General features: G+C 66.8%; 16 protein-coding genes and 1 tRNA gene. 12 read left to right on the forward strand and 5 right to left on the reverse strand.

All coding sequences use genetic code 11. From position 1 onward, the window contains the following. Complete coding sequence (locus D4766_RS12110) at positions 1 to 1,275, reverse strand: glycosyltransferase family 39 protein (protein ID WP_120717681.1); 1,275 nt, start codon at positions 1,273 to 1,275, stop codon at positions 1 to 3. 251 nt (positions 1,276 to 1,526) lie between these two features. Here D4766_RS12110 and D4766_RS12115 point away from each other — a divergent pair, with 251 nt between their 5' ends. From D4766_RS12115 to D4766_RS12125, 3 genes are all read left to right on the forward strand, one after another. Beyond that, positions 1,527 to 1,745, forward strand: a complete 219-nt coding sequence (locus D4766_RS12115; RefSeq protein WP_120717682.1) for a hypothetical protein — start codon at positions 1,527 to 1,529, stop codon at positions 1,743 to 1,745. A gap of 179 nt (positions 1,746 to 1,924) precedes the next feature. Then, on the forward strand, positions 1,925 to 3,136 hold the full coding sequence (locus D4766_RS12120; protein ID WP_120717683.1) for a trans-sulfuration enzyme family protein: 1,212 nt from the start codon (positions 1,925 to 1,927) through the stop codon (positions 3,134 to 3,136). Between the two features lie 279 nt (positions 3,137 to 3,415). Beyond that, on the forward strand, positions 3,416 to 4,396 hold the full coding sequence (locus D4766_RS12125) for an NAD(P)H-dependent flavin oxidoreductase (RefSeq protein WP_120717684.1): 981 nt from the start codon (positions 3,416 to 3,418) through the stop codon (positions 4,394 to 4,396). A gap of 7 nt (positions 4,397 to 4,403) precedes the next feature. Here D4766_RS12125 and D4766_RS12130 read toward each other — a convergent pair. Both D4766_RS12130 and yghU read right to left on the reverse strand, forming a co-directional pair. Beyond that, positions 4,404 to 4,478, reverse strand: a tRNA-Gln gene (locus D4766_RS12130). Positions 4,479 to 4,615: 137 nt separating this feature from the next. After that, positions 4,616 to 5,503 carry a glutathione-dependent disulfide-bond oxidoreductase gene (gene yghU / locus D4766_RS12135; protein WP_120718216.1) on the reverse strand — a complete coding sequence of 296 codons (888 nt, stop codon included), beginning with the start codon at positions 5,501 to 5,503 and terminating at the stop codon, positions 4,616 to 4,618. A gap of 89 nt (positions 5,504 to 5,592) precedes the next feature. Here yghU and D4766_RS12140 point away from each other — a divergent pair, with 89 nt between their 5' ends. The 6 genes from D4766_RS12140 to D4766_RS12165 all read left to right on the forward strand — a co-directional run bounded on the left by D4766_RS12140 (position 5,593) and on the right by D4766_RS12165 (position 12,353). Continuing rightward, the gene (locus D4766_RS12140; RefSeq protein WP_120718217.1) at positions 5,593 to 6,603 is read left to right on the forward strand and encodes a DNA topoisomerase IB; all 1,011 of its coding nucleotides are present in this window, start codon (positions 5,593 to 5,595) and stop codon (positions 6,601 to 6,603) included. A gap of 304 nt (positions 6,604 to 6,907) precedes the next feature. Further along, positions 6,908 to 7,432 carry a CinA family protein gene (locus D4766_RS12145; protein WP_120717685.1) on the forward strand — a complete coding sequence of 175 codons (525 nt, stop codon included), beginning with the start codon at positions 6,908 to 6,910 and terminating at the stop codon, positions 7,430 to 7,432. Then, positions 7,429 to 9,486 (forward strand): NAD(+) synthase, encoded by a 2,058-nt coding sequence (locus D4766_RS12150; RefSeq protein WP_120717686.1) that lies wholly within the window; start codon positions 7,429 to 7,431, stop codon positions 9,484 to 9,486. The genes D4766_RS12145 and D4766_RS12150 overlap by 4 nt, the downstream gene beginning before the upstream one ends. Before the next feature lie 63 nt (positions 9,487 to 9,549). Then, on the forward strand, positions 9,550 to 10,596 hold the full coding sequence (locus D4766_RS12155) for a type III polyketide synthase (protein WP_120717687.1): 1,047 nt from the start codon (positions 9,550 to 9,552) through the stop codon (positions 10,594 to 10,596). A 24-nt stretch (positions 10,597 to 10,620) separates the two neighbouring features. After that, positions 10,621 to 11,292, forward strand: coding sequence for a methyltransferase domain-containing protein (locus tag D4766_RS12160; RefSeq protein WP_120717688.1), 672 nt, complete (start codon positions 10,621 to 10,623; stop codon positions 11,290 to 11,292). Next, a complete protein-coding gene (locus tag D4766_RS12165) occupies positions 11,289 to 12,353 on the forward strand; it encodes an NAD(P)/FAD-dependent oxidoreductase (protein WP_162935763.1) in 1,065 nt (354 codons plus the stop codon). Before D4766_RS12160 ends, D4766_RS12165 begins: the two co-directional genes overlap by 4 nt. On the opposite strand, the gene D4766_RS12170 is transcribed toward D4766_RS12165, so the two are convergent. Both D4766_RS12170 and D4766_RS12175 read right to left on the reverse strand, forming a co-directional pair. After that, positions 12,350 to 13,426 (reverse strand): branched-chain amino acid aminotransferase, encoded by a 1,077-nt coding sequence (locus D4766_RS12170; protein WP_120717690.1) that lies wholly within the window; start codon positions 13,424 to 13,426, stop codon positions 12,350 to 12,352. The genes D4766_RS12165 and D4766_RS12170 overlap by 4 nt on opposite strands. Before the next feature lie 399 nt (positions 13,427 to 13,825). Continuing rightward, positions 13,826 to 14,377 carry a hypothetical protein gene (locus tag D4766_RS12175; protein WP_162935764.1) on the reverse strand — a complete coding sequence of 184 codons (552 nt, stop codon included), beginning with the start codon at positions 14,375 to 14,377 and terminating at the stop codon, positions 13,826 to 13,828. Between the two features lie 52 nt (positions 14,378 to 14,429). Between D4766_RS12175 and D4766_RS12180 the strand changes: the two genes are divergently transcribed. The 3 genes from D4766_RS12180 to D4766_RS12190 are packed head-to-tail and all read left to right on the forward strand — an operon-like array spanning position 14,430 to position 16,070. Continuing rightward, positions 14,430 to 15,230, forward strand: a complete 801-nt coding sequence (locus D4766_RS12180; RefSeq protein WP_120717692.1) for a TlyA family RNA methyltransferase — start codon at positions 14,430 to 14,432, stop codon at positions 15,228 to 15,230. Continuing rightward, on the forward strand, positions 15,227 to 15,778 hold the full coding sequence (locus tag D4766_RS12185; RefSeq protein WP_120717693.1) for a TspO/MBR family protein: 552 nt from the start codon (positions 15,227 to 15,229) through the stop codon (positions 15,776 to 15,778). Before D4766_RS12180 ends, D4766_RS12185 begins: the two co-directional genes overlap by 4 nt. A gap of 37 nt (positions 15,779 to 15,815) precedes the next feature. Beyond that, positions 15,816 to 16,070 carry an accessory factor UbiK family protein gene (locus D4766_RS12190; protein ID WP_120717694.1) on the forward strand — a complete coding sequence of 85 codons (255 nt, stop codon included), beginning with the start codon at positions 15,816 to 15,818 and terminating at the stop codon, positions 16,068 to 16,070. The last annotated feature ends 64 nt before the right edge of the window (positions 16,071 to 16,134 follow it).

Here is a 16,134-nt window from a genome sequence, read left to right on the forward strand (position 1 = left end):
CTAGCGCCAGCTGTCGACCCACATCCATTTTTCGAACCCGCGCGCATCCGGCAGCGGCGCGGCGCTGAGGATGGGGTAGAACCAGGCGAACATGGCGGCGGAACCGGCCAGCACCGTCCACGAGAGCCAGCCCCAGCCCTTCCGGCGCAGCGCGTCGAGCGCGATCGCCAGCGCGGCGAGCAGCGCCATGCTGGGCACGAAGTAGTGATAGTAGAACTGGATCGGCTTGGCCGCGACGATCCAGAACCCCAGGCTGGCGGCATAGATGATTGCAACGGCGAGCGCGTCCCACCGGCGGTGCGCGATGCCGGCCCAGGCACACCAGATCACGGCCGGGAGCCCGGCCAGCATCGTCAGCGGATTGCCGATCAGCAGCACCCCGCGCTGCGCGCCGTCGACCGCTTCATAGAGGTACCAGATCGCCCGGCGGTCGACGATCCAGTCGCTCCAGATGCTCTGGTAGGGATGCGGCTTGACGACCGATTCCTGCATCTTGAGCATCATCTGATGCAGGCCGACGAACCCGCCGTCGGGCAGGTCGGCCGGAGCGATGAGCCATGCGGGAAGGTACGTCAGGGCATAGACCGCAAGCGGAACCAGCCCGAGCCATACCGCCGCTTCGGGCAGGCGGATGCCGGGAACGGGCGCGCCGCGCCTGCCGACAAGCCCGCTCCAGCCGCAGGCGTGAAGGCGAATTGCGAGAAACGCGAGTCCCGGCAGGGGCGCCAGCGGGATGGCGTTCCACTTGGTGCCGAGCGCGAGACCCAGCGCGATGCCGGCGAAGGCGAGGCTGCGGCGGCCATGCTCCGGCTCGCGCACCGCGGCGGCCATTTGCCAGAAAGCGACCGCGAGACAGGCGACCATCACCGCATCCAGCATCGCGATACGGCCGTGGACGAAGAGCATGAAACCCGTCGCGAGGAGAATCCCGTAGGCGAGGGTCGCGAACCGCGACTGGCCCGCGAACCACAGCGCGCGCATCGCGGCGAACAGCGTGAGGGTCGCTGCGAGTGCGGCGGGAAGCCGCCAAGCCCAGGGGGAATCGCCGAATGCCTCGATGCCGGCCGCCAGCACCTCCTTGCCGAACATCGGGTGTTCGCGATTGAGCCAGTCCGACCCTGCCAGAATGGCCCGCGCGGCAGGCAGGTAGTGGATTTCGTCGAAGTAGGGCTTGGTCGGAATGCCCAGCCGAATGGACAGCAACGCAAGGAATGCGAACGCGATCGCGGCGCACCAGCCGATGGGATCGAGGGGGCGGTGCAATCTGTCGGTCATCGGGAAAAAGCGGTTAGTTTGGCATCCTTAGGCGCGCAACCTCTGACCGGCGGCATCGGACGAATGCGATGGTTTACAGCTGATTTGCGACGAATTGTGTGGAATTTGGAACCGATTGTGGCATAGCGGCTTCTACCGGCATCGAAATCGTCACGGATTTCGTGAATACAGTTCGTGCCGGCGATTCGACTGTTGGGATCCAACGCGTTCTCGGCGATCGAGTCGAAGAAGAGTTTCAGAAGGGGAATACAATGTCGTTTCGCAAACTTTCGCTTGCCACCGCTGCGGTTGGCCTGGCGATCGCGCCGGTCGCCGCGCAGGCTGCTCCGGCTCGCACTGCCGCTCCGATCGAAGAAGCCAGCGACATGGGCGGCGGCACGCCGACCTTCGCGATTATCGCCGCGCTGATCATCGTCGCGCTCGCGGTCGTCGTCGCCACCAAGGACGGTGACGATCCGGTCAGCCCGTAAAGGGTACTGTCCGACGCGAACGGATATTTCGAAAGCGGGGCCCCAAGGGTCCCGCTTTTTCGTTGTGTCTGGCTTGTGCGCGATCGCGCGCGGTCCGCGGGTCGAGAGTCCTGCGCCTTCGCGGCTGCAAAGCCGGTTTTGTTTGCGCCGCCACGCACGCACGCTCTAGACGCGCCGCCATGAAGAAGACGAGCGGAACCGACCGCACCGTGACGCGCCATTGGCGCCCCGCCACCCGCGCCGTACGCGGCGGGACATGGCGCAGCGAACATGGCGAGACGAGCGAGGCGCTGTTCCTCACCTCGGGCTACACCTACGACGATGCCGCCACGGTTGCCGCGCGCTTCGCCGGCGAGGCGGACGGCATGACTTATTCCCGTCTTCAGAACCCGACCGTCGCCATGCTGGAAGAACGCATCGCGCTGCTGGAGGGGGCGGAGGCCTGCCGCGTGCAGGCGAGCGGAATGGCGGCCATGACAGCCGCATTGCTGTGCCAGGTGTCGGCCGGAGACCACGTGGTCGCGGCGCGCGCCGCCTTCGGCAGCTGCCGCTGGCTCGTCGATCACCTGCTTCCCCGCTTCGGGGTGGAAACCACCGTTATCGACAGCGCGGTCGACGGCGAATGGGACGCCGCGATCCGCCCGAACACCAAGGTTTTCTTCTTCGAGACACCGGCCAACCCGACACTCGACGTCGTCGACCTCGGCTACGTCTGCGACCTTGCGAAGGCGCGCGGCATCGTCACCGTGGTCGACAACGCGTTCGCCTCGCCCGCGTTGCAGCGCCCGATGGAATACGGCGCCGACGTCGTCGCCTACAGCGCGACGAAATTGATGGACGGGCAGGGCCGGGTGCTGGCCGGCGCGGTATGCGGTTCGCAGCAGTTCGTCGACGACGTCTTGCTGCCCTTCCAGCGCAACACCGGGCCCAACCTGTCGCCGTTCAACGCGTGGGTCGTGCTGAAAGGGCTCGAGACCCTTGCCATGCGGGCGAAGGCACAAAGCGTCTCGGCGCTCGAGATCGGCAAGCTGGTCGAGCCGCGCGTCGCCCGCATCCTCCACCCCGGCCTGCCGAGCCACCCGCGTCACGAACTCGCCGTGCGGCAAATGCCCGACGGTACCGGACCGATCTTCGCGTTCGAGGTACCCGGCGGACGCGAGCAGGCCTTTGCCGTGCTCGACGCGCTCCAGCTGGTCGACATATCGAACAACATCGGCGATTCGCGCAGCCTGATGTGCCATCCGGCCAGCACGACCCACGCCGGCCTCAGTGCCGAAGCGCGCACCGAGATGGGCGTCACCGAAGGCTTGCTTCGGATAAACATCGGGCTGGAGGACGTCGCCGACATTGCCGAAGATCTCGACCAGGCTCTGTCGGCAGCGGGGCTCTAGGGCGTTCCAACGACTGCCGTAAATCGGCTGTGGCGAACCACCGCGGCTAAATCCGCCGCACGGCCGCGCGACTCAGGCACGCAAACGGGCTCGCGCCACCCAGCGCGACTTCGAAACCATGGTCGGTACGAGCGGTCGGCAAGCGGATCGCCATGATACGCAGCGCATCGTTTATAATGCTCGCAGGTCCCGGATCTGCGCCGGGTCCCCGCAATCCCGCTTGCCAGCCGCGCTGTAGCACGGCAGGTTGACGCAAACGTAAAGCGGGAGACGAAAGCGATGGCCTTCAAGACGCGGATCACCGAGATGTTCGGGATCGAGACCCCGATCATGATGGGCGGGATGACGGGCGTCGGCTACGGCGAACTCGTCGCCGCGGTTGCGGAGGCCGGCGCGCTCGGTTTCATCACCGCGCACATGTTTCCCAGCGGGGCGGCCCTGAAAGAGGAGATCGAGAAGGTCCGCGGTCTCACCGACAAGCCGTTCGGCGTGAACCTGACTCTGCTGCCGTCGATCAACCCGATCCCCTACGACGAATACCGCGAGGCGATCATCGAGAGCGGCCTCAAGATCGTGGAGACGGCCGGTCGCGCGCCGACCGATCACCTGCCCGCTTTCAAGGAAGCGGGCGTGAAGGTCATCCACAAATGCACCAGCGTGCGCCATTCCGAAAGCGCGGTGCGCAAAGGCGTCGACGTGATCAGCATCGACGGCTTCGAATGCGCGGGACACCCGGGCGAGGACGACGTCGGCCTTGTCGTGCTGCTGCCCGCCACCGTCGATGCGCTGCCCGACACGCCGATCGTCGCCAGTGGCGGCATGGCCGACGGGCGCAGCCTCGTCGCCGCGCTCGCGCTGGGGGCCGATGCGGTCAACATGGGCACACGCTTCTGCGCCACGCAGGAAGCGCGCCTTCATCCCAACGTGAAGCAGGCGATCGTCGACAACACCGAACTCGACACGGTGCTGGTCGGGCGCAACCTGCGCAACACGGCCCGTGTGGCGCGCAACAAGGTGTCGGAGGAAGTCGCCACGATCCAGCGCGACCCGTCGACGACGTTCGACGACGTGAAGCACCTCATGTCCGGCGCACGCGCGCGCGAAGCGGTGGACCAGTACGGCGACATTCACGGCGGCATCTGGTCGGCAGGGCAGAGCCAGGCGCTCGTCCATGACATCCCGACGTGCAAGGAACTCGTCGCCAACATCATGGCGCAGGCCGAAGCGGTGAAGGGGCGGCTGGACCGCGCGGCGGCCTAGAAAGGGCTGGCTGGGGCGGCAGGATTCGAACCTGCGAATGCCGGTACCAAAAACCGGTGCCTTACCACTTGGCGACGCCCCAGCAGCGAGGCGCCCCTATAGCTGCGTTGTGGCTTAAGAAAAGACCCGGTTCGGATTCGCAGCCGCGAAGAGGCGAAGAAGGCTCGCTGGCGAGCGAATCCTGCCGCCCCAGCCAGTTTTTCCTGCCGACGCTCCCCTTCAGTCGTCGGCAGGCTCCAGCGACCGCCAGCGAACTTTCTCGAGCACCGACGGATCCTCGATGGCGTCGAAGTCGGCGGCGGAATGACGTTCGGCCATCTTGCCGGTGTTGACGATGCGGCCGCGGCGGACGGCGGGGCGGTCCTCAAGCAGGCGGACCCAGCGCGCGACGTTCTCGTATTCGTGCATCGACAGGAACGTCGCCGCATCGTTGTAGGCATCCCCGCGTATCAGCGCGCCGAACCAGCCGTAGCTCGCCATGTCGGCGATCGAATACTCGTCGCCGCCGAGGTACTCGGTCTCGCCGAGGCGGATGTCCGCAACCGAAAGAATGCGCTTCGTTTCCATCGCGTAGCGGTCGATCGGGTATTCGAATTTCTCGGGCGCGTAGGCATAGAAGTGGCCGAAACCGCCGCCGATGAAGGGGGCGGTGCCCATCTGCCACATCAGCCAGCTCAGCACTTCGGCCCGCGCGAGGTTTTCGCGCGGCAGGAACGCGCCAAACTTTTCCGCCAGGTGGATGAGGATCGCGCCGCTTTCGAAGACGCGGAACGGTTCGGCGCCGCTGCGGTCCTCCAGCGCCGGGATCTTCGAATTGGGATTGAGCGCGACGAAGCCGCTGCCGAACTGGTCGAGCGCGCCGATGTCGATCTTCCAGGCATCGTACTCCGCACCGGAATGGCCCGCGGCGAGCAATTCCTCGAACAGGATCGTCACCTTCTGACCGTTGGGGGTGCCGAGCGAATAGAGTTGGAAGGGATGCTCGCCCACGGGCAGATCCTTCTCGTGCCGCGCGCCGGCGGTCGGCCGGTTTATTGCGGCGAAGCGTCCGCCGTTCTCCTTGTCGTGCGTCCAGACCTTGGGCGGGGTATAGGCGGCATCGGCCATCGGCATCGCATCCTTTTTAACGAGATAACGCCTGCCAAGGTGGCCGGGGGAGAACGGAACCGCAAGCGCGCATCGCCGTTCATCGAATGATGGTCGCCAGCAAGCTCATCTATGTCGACGATAATATGCCGGGCATCACCCGCAAGAAGAGCGGGCGCGGCTGGTCCTATTACGACGCCAAGGGCAAGCTGATAACCGATCCCGACGAGCGCGACAGATTGAACAGGGTGGCGTTGCCGCCGGCTTACACAGACGCTTGGTTCTGCCCGGGTGGCAACGGCCATATCCTCGCGACCGGCATCGATGCCAAGGGCCGCAAGCAGTATCGCTACCACCCCGAGTTCCGCACCGCGCGCGAGAGTGAGAAGTTCGACGGCTGCGTGAGTTTCGGCAGCCTGCTGCCGCTCGTGCGAAAGAGGGTGGAGGACGATCTCAAGGTGAAGTCGCTGACGCGAGAAAGGGCCATTGCCAGCGTCGTGAGATTGCTCGACCTCGGCGCGATCCGCATCGGAAACGATACGTACGCCAGGACGAACAAGAGTTTCGGTGCCACGACGCTGACGCAGAAGCATGCCGTCGTGAAGGGTCACACTTTGCGCTTCCGCTTCCGGGGCAAGCACGGAGTGGAACGCGACCTCGTCCTCAGCGACCGCAACCTCAGCCGCGTCGTGCGCGTTATGCAGGATTTACCGGGCCAGCGCCTGTTTCAGTACGAGACCGACGACGGGGAGCGACGCTCGATCGGATCGAGCGACGTCAACGAATACTTGTGCGAAACGATGGGTGAACACTTCACCGCCAAGAGCTTTCGCACGTGGCATGCCAGCGTCCTCGCATTGAAAGTACTGGCCGAGGCGGAGGGGCAGTTGACGCTGAAGGCGCTGCTGCAGGAAGTCGCCGATCATCTCGGCAACACTCCGGCGGTCACCCGGCGCAGCTATGTTCACCCCGCGGTGATCGCGTTGGTCGATGGCCAACAAAAGTGGCGCGACAGCCTCAAGATGCCGCGCGAAACGAAATGGCTGAGCCGGGAAGAGAGAGCTCTGATCGAACTGCTCGAAAGCGGACCCAAGGCTGCCAAGCTGCTCGCTGCCGCCTGATCATCGGATGGTATCGCAAAGCGAAGTCGATGGATGATGCGCGACGGTTGGCGGTCGAGGACGGACCCGTAACGGCAAACCATGGCGAAACTGGCGGCCCTGATGCACATCTCAAGCAGCCGCTCGCGCAACAGACGCATGCAATGCATACTGTCCCGCCAGTCCGCTCGGCCACGCTGGCGAACTGAAGCAAGTCGAACGGTCCTGAGTCCGATTGCACTTCCCTCCGCCGCGCATACCGGCTCGTGTGTAGTTCGTGGCACAGTATGGTACTCGCCAAATTCGAGGAGCGTGGCCGAACCCTATGACCAGTCCATTCACCGCCGAAACGTTCGAATCCGCCATTCCGCATGCGACCGCGGCACGCGCGAAGGCTGTCGTCGATCGGGCGCACGATCGCGGAATGTCTCTTGCCAGTGCCGAAAGCTGCACCGGCGGCATGCTCGCAGCGCTACTGACCGATATTCGCGGACGAAGTCACGTCTTCGAATGCGGGTTCGTCAGCTATTCGGACCGGGCGAAGACCGATCTGCTCGGGGTGGACGCCGCGATACTGGCTACCGACGGCGCCGTCAGCAAGGCGGCCGCCATAGCCATGGCTACCGGCGCGCTCGATCGAAGCCGTGCGGATATTGCCGTGTCGATCACGGGATTTGCAGGGCCCGGCGCTCCCGATGACGAGGAGGGACTCGTTCATTTCGCCTGCGTGGTTCGAGATGGTCGATGCAACCACAGGGAGGAGCACTTCGGCCCGATCGGCCGGCCTGGGGTGCGCATCGCGGCGCTTGATGTGGCACTTGCGATGTTGGATGAGGTTCTATCCCTATGACCGAATCCCATCCGTTCTATTCGCTCCACACGCATGGCATGGTCCGCGTGGCCGCCAGCACGCCGCAGGTCCGCACCGCCGATGTATCCTTCAATCGCGACGCAATCGTGGCGGAGGCGACGCGGGCGCACGAGGCGCACGTCGACCTGCTCGTCTATCCCGAACTGTGCCTGTCGTCCTACGCGATCGACGATCTTCATCTGCAGCGCGCGATGCTCGATGCGGTCGAGCGGGCGGTCGGCGATGTCGTCCCCGCGAGCCGCGATCTCCGTCCGCTCCTGCTTATCGGTGCGCCGCTGCGCCACAACGGGCGCATCTACAACTGCGCGCTCGCGATCCATCGCGGACGGCTGCTGGGTGTCGTGCCCAAGAGTTTCCTGCCGAACTACCGCGAGTTCTACGAGAAGCGCTGGTTCGCCAATGGCCGGCAGATACAGGGGATGGCGATCGAGGTGGGCGGCGACACGGTCCCGTTCGGCACCGACCTCATCTTCGCGGCGGAGGAACTGCCGGGCTTCCGGGTGGGCGTTGAAATCTGTGAGGATTTCTGGGCGCCTATCCCGCCTTCGACCTACGCCGCGCTGGCCGGGGCGACGATCCTCGCCAACCTGTCGGCCAGCAACATCACCATCGGCAAGTCGGACGAGCGGCACCTTCTCTGCCGGGCGCAGTCGAGCCGGGCAGTCGCGGCCTACATCTACTCCGCTTCGGGCCACGGGGAGAGCACCACCGACCTCGCGTGGGACGGGCAGGGCATGGTGTACGAACTGGGCGACCTCATGGCGACCAGCGAACGTTTCGCGTTGCAGCCCGAACTCTGCATCGCAGACGTCGATTGCGATCGCATCCTGTCCGATCGTATGCGGATGCAGACGTTCAACGATGCGGCCGAGGAAGCCGGCCGCCCCGAGGACGTATTCCGGATCGTTTCCTTCTCTCACGAACCGACCTTCGCCGATGTCGGCCTCGTTCGCCCCGTCCGCCGGTTTCCCTTCGTGCCAAACCGGCCCGAGAAGCTCGACGAGGACTGCTTCGAGGCGTTCAACATTCAGGTCGACGGGCTCATGCGGCGCATCGAGTCGACGAAGTCCAGAAGCCTCGTCATCGGCATAAGCGGCGGGCTCGACAGCACCCATGCGCTGATTGTCGCGGCGAAGGCGTGCGACCGGCTCGGCCTCCCGCGGTCAACCATCCGGGGCTACACGATGCCCGGCTTCGCGACGTCCGAGGGGACCAAGTCGAACGCCTGGCGGCTGATGCAGGCGATCGGCATCACCGCCGACGAGATCGACATCAAGCCTGCCGCGACCCGTATGCTGGAAGATATCGGACACCCTTGGGCCGACGGCGAACCGGTCCACGACACGACGTTCGAAAACGTGCAGGCTGGCCTTCGCACCGACTACCTGTTCCGACTCGCCGGTCAGCATGGCGGCTTCGTGATCGGCACCGGCGATCTCAGCGAACTGGCGCTCGGCTGGTGCACGTACGGCGTGGGCGACCAGATGAGCCATTACGGGGTCAACTCCGGCGTGCCCAAGACGCTGATCCAGTATCTCATCCGCTGGACCGCACGCACGGACCAGTTCGATGCGGAGACCGACGCGGTGCTGGAGGATATCGTCGGCACCGAGATCAGTCCCGAGCTCGTTCCCCCCGGAGCCGACGGCGCGATGCAGAGCACCGAGAGCATCATCGGACCTTACGAACTCAACGACTTCTTCCTCCACCACACGATCCGGTGGGGACAGACACCGTCGAAGGTCGCGTTCCTGGCGTACCACGCCTGGCGCGATGCGAGCCGGGGCCGGTGGCCGCTGGCGTTTCCGGACGAAGCAAAGCACGAATACGATCTCGCGACGATCCGGCACTGGCTGGAGAATTTCCTCCGCCGGTTCTTCGGTTTCAGCCAGTTCAAGCGGAGCGCGCTGCCCAACGGGCCGAAGGTGAGTGCGGGCGGTGCGTTGAGCCCGCGCGGCGACTGGCGCGCACCGTCCGACGCGGTGGCCGATGTCTGGCTCGACGAACTGCGCGAAAATGTGCCGGCGGGTTGAGCCGTCCGGCACGAATCGCCGTATGTTCCGTTGAGTTGCCAATGAACACCGGACCCGCCTGACATGGCCACGCTCACGGCGATTGCGACCGCGGTGCCCGATCTCGACTTCGAGGCCGACTATCGCCGCTGGGCGGTGGGCAAGCTCGAATCCACGCGCGAGGCCAGGCTCTACGAGCGGATGGCCGACCGTTCGGGTATCGAGCATCGCTGGTCGGTACTCGCCGAAGAAGATGCGCGGCTGGGCGAGGGCGTGGGTTTCTACGGCGGGGATGCGCCCACCACTGCGGCCCGAATGGCGATCTATGCGCGTGAAGCGCCCGAACTGGCGCTGCGCGCCATCGCCGGCCTGCCCGAACTCGGCGACCCGACCCATATCGTGGTGGCGAGCTGCACAGGGTTCGTCGCGCCGGGCATCGATCAGATCATCGCCCGCCGACTCGGTCTCGGCGACGATGTCGAGCGGGTGCTCGTGGGCTTCATGGGCTGCTACGCAGCGGTGACCGCGCTCAGGACGGCGCGGCATATCGTTCGGTCCCAGCCCGGCGCACGCGTCCTCGTGGTGACGGTCGAGCTGTCGAGCCTGCATCATCAGGACGAGGTCCAGCTCGAACCGTTGCTGATGGGCGCGCAGTTCGGCGACGGCGCTGCCGCCGCGATCGTTACCGATCGCGAACCCGGCCTCGCGCTCGGCGACGGCATCTCCGCCGCGCTCGAGGACAGCGACGAGCTGATCACCTGGCGGATCGGCGACACGGGTTTCCATATGCGCCTGTCGGGCGAGGTACCCGGCCGCATCGCCGCGGCGCTCGCCCGCTCCGAAGTGCGCGCGCGCGTGACCGGCGGGGCGGACCCTGCCGAAATAGAGGCATGGGCGGTCCACGCGGGTGGCCGCTCGATCCTCGATGCGGTGGAAAAGGGACTGCACCTCGCCCCCGACGCACTCGACGATTCGCGCGAGGTTCTGCGCACGTGCGGGAACATGAGTTCCTCCACACTCATGTTCGCGCTGAAGCGGATCATGCGGCGCGAGCCGGCCAGCGGCGTCGCGCTCGCGTTCGGACCCGGCCTTGCGATGGAGGGGTTCCGCTTCGGCCACACCGGCGGGTGAGCGGGCGTGCTTGAACAGCGCGCCATGGCCGAAGAGCTGATGGACGACCCCGCGCTCGACGCGGGTACCTATACCGACGTTCTCCGCGATCTGGCGCAGGTCAACACGTTGACGATGGCGCGGCGGCCGACGCTCGCCTTCCTCGAGCGAGCCATCGGATCGCGCACGTCGTTCGCCCTGCTCGATGTCGGTTTCGGCGATGGGGACATGCTGCGCGCCATCGCGCGCTGGGCCGGGCGCTGCGGCATCGTCGCCCGTTTGGTGGGCGTCGACCTCAATCCGCGCAGCGTTGCCGCGGCGCAAGCCGCCACGGCCCCGGGCAGCGGCATCGAGTACCGCGCCGGCGACTACGCCGACCTCGCTGGCGAGGGGTGGGACTGCGTGGTCTCCAGCCTCGTCGCGCATCACATGACGCGGGCCCAGCTCGTCGCCTTCCTGCGATTCATGGACCGCGAGAGCGCGCACGGCTGGCTGGTCAACGATCTTCACCGCCACGGTTTTGCATATGCGGGCTGGCCGTTGCTTGCTGGGCTGATGCGCTGGCACCCCATCGTGCGGCATGACGGTCGGTTGTCGATCGCGCGCTCCTATCGACCGGCGGAATGGGCGCCGATCCTTGGCGATGCGGGCATCGACGGCGCGCGGGTCTACCGGCAATTCCCCTTTCGCCTATGTGTCGAGAAGCTGCGACGATGACGCCCATCGTTCTAGGTGCCGGGCCCGCGGGCAGCATGGCGGCGATCCACCTCGCTCGCCGGGGCACCGCACCGATCCTCATCGACCGCGACGCGGCGGTCGTCGATGCGCTGTGCGGCGGCTTCCTCAGCTGGAAGACGGCCGAGCGGCTGCGCGCGGTGGGCATCGGGCCGGTCCAGCTGGGCGCGCATCCGGTCGATACGCTGGCGCTTATCGCCGGCCGGTCGGAAGCGACGGCGGATCTCCCGTCCCCCGGCTTCGGCCTGTCGCGGCACGCGCTCGATACCGCGCTGCGGCGCCGGGCCGTAGGGGAGGGGGCAAAGCTCGAGATCGATCGCGCCCGTTCGGTCGCCCATGGCGTGGTGGAAGGCGAGGCGCGCGAATGGCGCTCCGACGCGATATTCCTCGCCAGCGGCAAGCACGACGTTCGCGGGTCAACCCGGCCGCGCGAGGACGGCGATCCCGCGCTCGGCCTGCGCATTCGTCTGCCCGCCCACGAACGGCTGCGAGCGCTGCTGAAGGGACGGATCGAACTGCACCTGTTCCGCGGCGGCTACGCCGGCATCGTCCTGCAGGAAGACGGCAGCGCCAACGTGTGCATGGCGCTGCGCAAGTCGCTGCTGGCCGAAGCGGGCGGCGGACCGCGCGCGCTGTTCGGCCGCCTCGCCGATGCCAATCCGCATTTTGCCGAGCGCATGTCCTTCGCGCCGGACGATGCGCAGATCGATACGGTCGGTTCGGTGCCCTACGGCTGGATCGCGCACGATACCGATCCCGGCCTCTGGAGGCTGGGTGACCAGGCGGCGGTGATACCTTCGCTGGCCGGCGAGGGCATGGCGATCGCGATGGCGAGCGGCGAGGCCGCCGCTGCAGCCTTCCTCGCCGGCGAGGATGCGCGGACCTTCCAGCGCGACTTCGCTCATCGCGCGGCCCGGCCGGTGGGTACGGCCAAGCTGGTGTGGCGCGTCGCCGAAACGGGGCCGGGTGCGCGCGTCCTCGGCTGGGCCACGCGCGCGGTGCCCTCGCTTGCCCGCGCCGCGATGGCGCTGACGCGGATCTAGAGCTTCATCACCCAGCCGTGCGGATCGGGCGCTTGCCCGCGCTGGATCGCCACCAGCCGTTCGCGCAGCTTGCCGGTGAGCTGACCGGGGCCACCCGAACCGATCGTGAATTCTCCCTCGGGTCCCTCGACCCGGCCGACCGGTGTGACGACCGCGGCTGTACCGCAGGCCATTGTCTCGATCAGCTTCCCGCTCTGGGCATCGGCGCGCCATTGGTCGATCGAATAGCGTTCCTCGCGGATCGTGAGGCCTTCGTCCCGAAGCAGGCGGATCAGACTGTCGCGAGTGATGCCAGGCAGGATCGTGCCGCCCAGCGGCGGGGTGACCACGCTTCCGTCGTCGAACACGAAGAACAGGTTCATGCCGCCCAGTTCCTCGATCCACTTGCGTTCGACCGCGTCGAGGAAGACGACCTGGTCGTGTCCCTTCTCGATCGCTTCGGCCTGGGGGACGAGGCTGGCGGCATAGTTGCCGCCGGTCTTGGCCGCGCCCGTACCGCCCGGCGCCGCGCGCACATAGTCGCGGCTGACCCAGATGCTGACCGCGGGAACGCCCGACTTGAAATAATTGCCCGCCGGGCTCGCGATCACGAGGAACTTGTATTGCCTGGCTGGCCGCACGCCGAGGAACGCCTCGGACGCGAACATGAAGGGCCGCAGATACAGCGATCCGCCATCGACGGTGGGAAACCAGTCGGCGTCTTTCAGCACCAGCTCGCGGCAGGCGGCGACGAACAACTCTTCGGGCATGTGCGGCATCGCCAGTCGGTCGGCCGACCGGTTCATGCGCGCGGCGTTCTCCTCGGGCCGGAACAGCGCGAAGCTGCCGTCGGGATGGCGGTAGGCTTTCAGCCCTTCGAAGATTTCCTGCGCGTAATGGAGCACCGCGCAGGCCGGGTCGATCGACAGCGGCTCGCGCGGGCCGATGCGGGCGGAATGCCAGCCTTCGCCGGCGGTATAGTCGACCGTCACCATGTGATCGGTGAAGACGGTGCCGAAGCCCGGGTCGGCGATCGCCTGCGCGCGGGTTTCGCCGGGCACTGGGGCGGGGTGGGGCAGGTGTTCGAAGTCCATCCGCGGCGGTTAGGACCGCCGGCCCGCGTTCGCAAGCCGGGCAATCGCGAGCGTTGCAGGACGCGCAAAATGAGAAGGGCGGCTTGCGCCTTGCGCAAACCGCCCTTCGCATGGTCAGCGGCCGGTGCGGCCGCCCACGAAGCCTCTATCGGCGTTGGAGACTACCGATAATGCTCCGCGAGAGTCGTCACCGACCTCCCTGCTGAACCATGAGACATCGGATCACCTCCTTTCGCGCTTAGAAAGCCAGACCGCCGTTTCACCGGGGCCGAGTGCCGCGTGGGTCGCTGGCCTCGAGGAGGAATGTGAGTTCTTCGCCGCTTCAACACAAGCCTTGAAAATAACTTTTTCACTGTCAGTATCGAGCCTTCCGGCCCGCCAGATTTGCGGGCCGTTTTGCTATCCGCGGCAGTCCTCAATCACGCGCGTGATCTCGGGCCAGCTGGGCAGGTAAAGCGCAGGCTGACCGGCGACCTCGACCGCGAAGCGTCCTTTCGAAAACGCGATGGCATCGAGAAGCGGATCGCTGGCCCCGAGGGTTGCGACGAGCGAGGGCAGGTCGCCCCCCGGGGTCGCCGCTACCGCGCGGGTGGCCGTTTCCGTGCGGATGGTCATCGGAACCGGGCCGCTCGCGGCACCTGCGCGGGCCAAGGTCACCCGGCGCTGGCCGAGCTGGCAGGTGACCGCGAAACGCGCATCGGCACCGGGCTCTCCGAACAGTGCGCGCGTGGTGCCGCCGCCGGTGCGGTAGTACCAGTCGCCGGGCGTCTGCGGCGCGTCCATCCACGTATCGAAGGTCGGCACCGGTGTCGGCACGGCGACGGGCGGCGGCGTCGGGCGTGCCGCCGGCGGGGCCGGAGTGGGCTCCGGCGCGGGCGCGGTGCACGCCGCGGCGGCCATCGAGGCGAGCGCCACGAGGGGCCATTTGCAGTCGGTGGGGCGAAAACGCATGATATCTCCCGGTTCCACGAGGGTCCAACGCACGCTAGGCGACGAAAGGTCCATGGGAAAGAAGCGCCTCGACCAGTTGCTCCACGAACGCGGCCTGGCGGAAAGCCGGAGCCGCGGGGCCGCGCTCGTCATGGCGGGCGTAGTGTTCTCGGGCACGCGCAAGCTGGAGAAGCCGGGACAGCAGATTGCCGAGGATGCCGAGATCGACGTGCGCGGGCGCGATCATCCGTGGGTGAGCCGCGGGGGGATCAAGCTGGCGCATGCGATCGAGGCGTTCGGGCTCGATCCGGCAGGTGCGACGGCGATGGACATCGGCAGTTCCACCGGCGGCTTCACCGATGTCCTGCTGCAGGGGGGCGCGGCGGGCGTCTTCGCGGTCGATTCGGGCACCAACCAGCTCGCCTGGAAATTGCGGCAGGACCCGCGCGTGACCGTGCTCGAGCAGACGAGCGCCCGCATCCTCACCGCCGACCTGATCGACGCGCAGTGCGATTGGGTCGTGTGCGACGCGAGCTTCATCGGCCTTGCCAAGGTGCTCGAGGTGCCGCTCGCTCTCGCGGCGCCCGATTGCCGGCTGGTCGCGCTTATCAAGCCGCAGTTCGAGGTGGGGCGCGAGGAAGTGGGCAAGGGCGGCGTCGTGCGCGACCCCGCGCTTCATGCACGGACGTGCGACGACGTGCGCGCCTGGCTCGAGCAGAAGGGCTGGGCGGTCGACGGAATCGTGCGCAGTCCCATCACGGGACCGGAAGGCAATGTCGAGTTCCTGATCGTCGCGCGGCGCGGTACCGTTGCGCCCGCCTCGCTCGTCGGTCACACATCGGGCGACGATTCGGCTTCGATGGAGTCTCCATGACCGCTCTCGCATCGCGTGGCCAGTTGCGCGCCAGTTTCATTCGCTGGGCGCTGTTCACCGTGCCGCTGGTCCTGCTGCTCGGGTTCCTGTCGGGCCAGTTCGGCGGCGATGCACGAAGTGCGTGGTTCCAGTCGCTCGACAAGCCCGCGATCTTCCCGCCACCGATGTGGTTCGGGATCGTCTGGTCGATCCTTTACGTGATGATGGGTCTCGCCCTCGCGATCGTCTGCGCCGCGTGGGGCGCGCGGGGGAGGACCACGGCGATCGTTGCTTTCGCCGCCCAGCTGCTCGTCAACCTCGCCTGGTCGCCTGTGTTCTTCGGCCTGCACGACATTCGCGCGGCGATGATCGTGATCGGTGTGCTCGACGTGCTGGTGATCGTCACCATCGTGCTGTTCTGGCGGGTGCGCCGGTCGGCGGCGCTGCTGCTGCTGCCGTATCTTGCGTGGATCCTGTTTGCGACCGCGCTGAACTGGCAGTTCCTAGAGCTCAACCCCGATGGCGGGACCGATGTCGAGAACGGCGCGCAGCAGCGTTACGAATTCTGACTTGCAGGGGCCGCGGGCGCGCTCCACATAGCGTGCCATGCAGAGCGAAAACCCCATCATCGCCGATCTCGTGAAATTGGCGAATGCCGCCGCCGGAACCGTCGCGGGCGTCACACGCGAAGCGCGCGAGGCGGGCCGCGAACGCGTGAAGGAAGCGCTGGGCGGGATGGACTTCGTCAGCCGCGAGGAATTCGACGCAGTGAAGGACATGGCAGCCCGGGCGCGGTCCGAGGCCGATGCCTTGTCCGCCCGCGTGGCGATGCTCGAAGCGCGCCTCGCCGCGAAGGACTGATCGCGCTCGCAGCGCTGGCCTGATAAAAGGCAGTTCGCGGAACCCGTTTCCTTCCCGCCGCTTG

This window comes from Tsuneonella amylolytica (assembly GCF_003626915.1).
Classification (GTDB): domain Bacteria; phylum Pseudomonadota; class Alphaproteobacteria; order Sphingomonadales; family Sphingomonadaceae; genus Tsuneonella; species Tsuneonella amylolytica.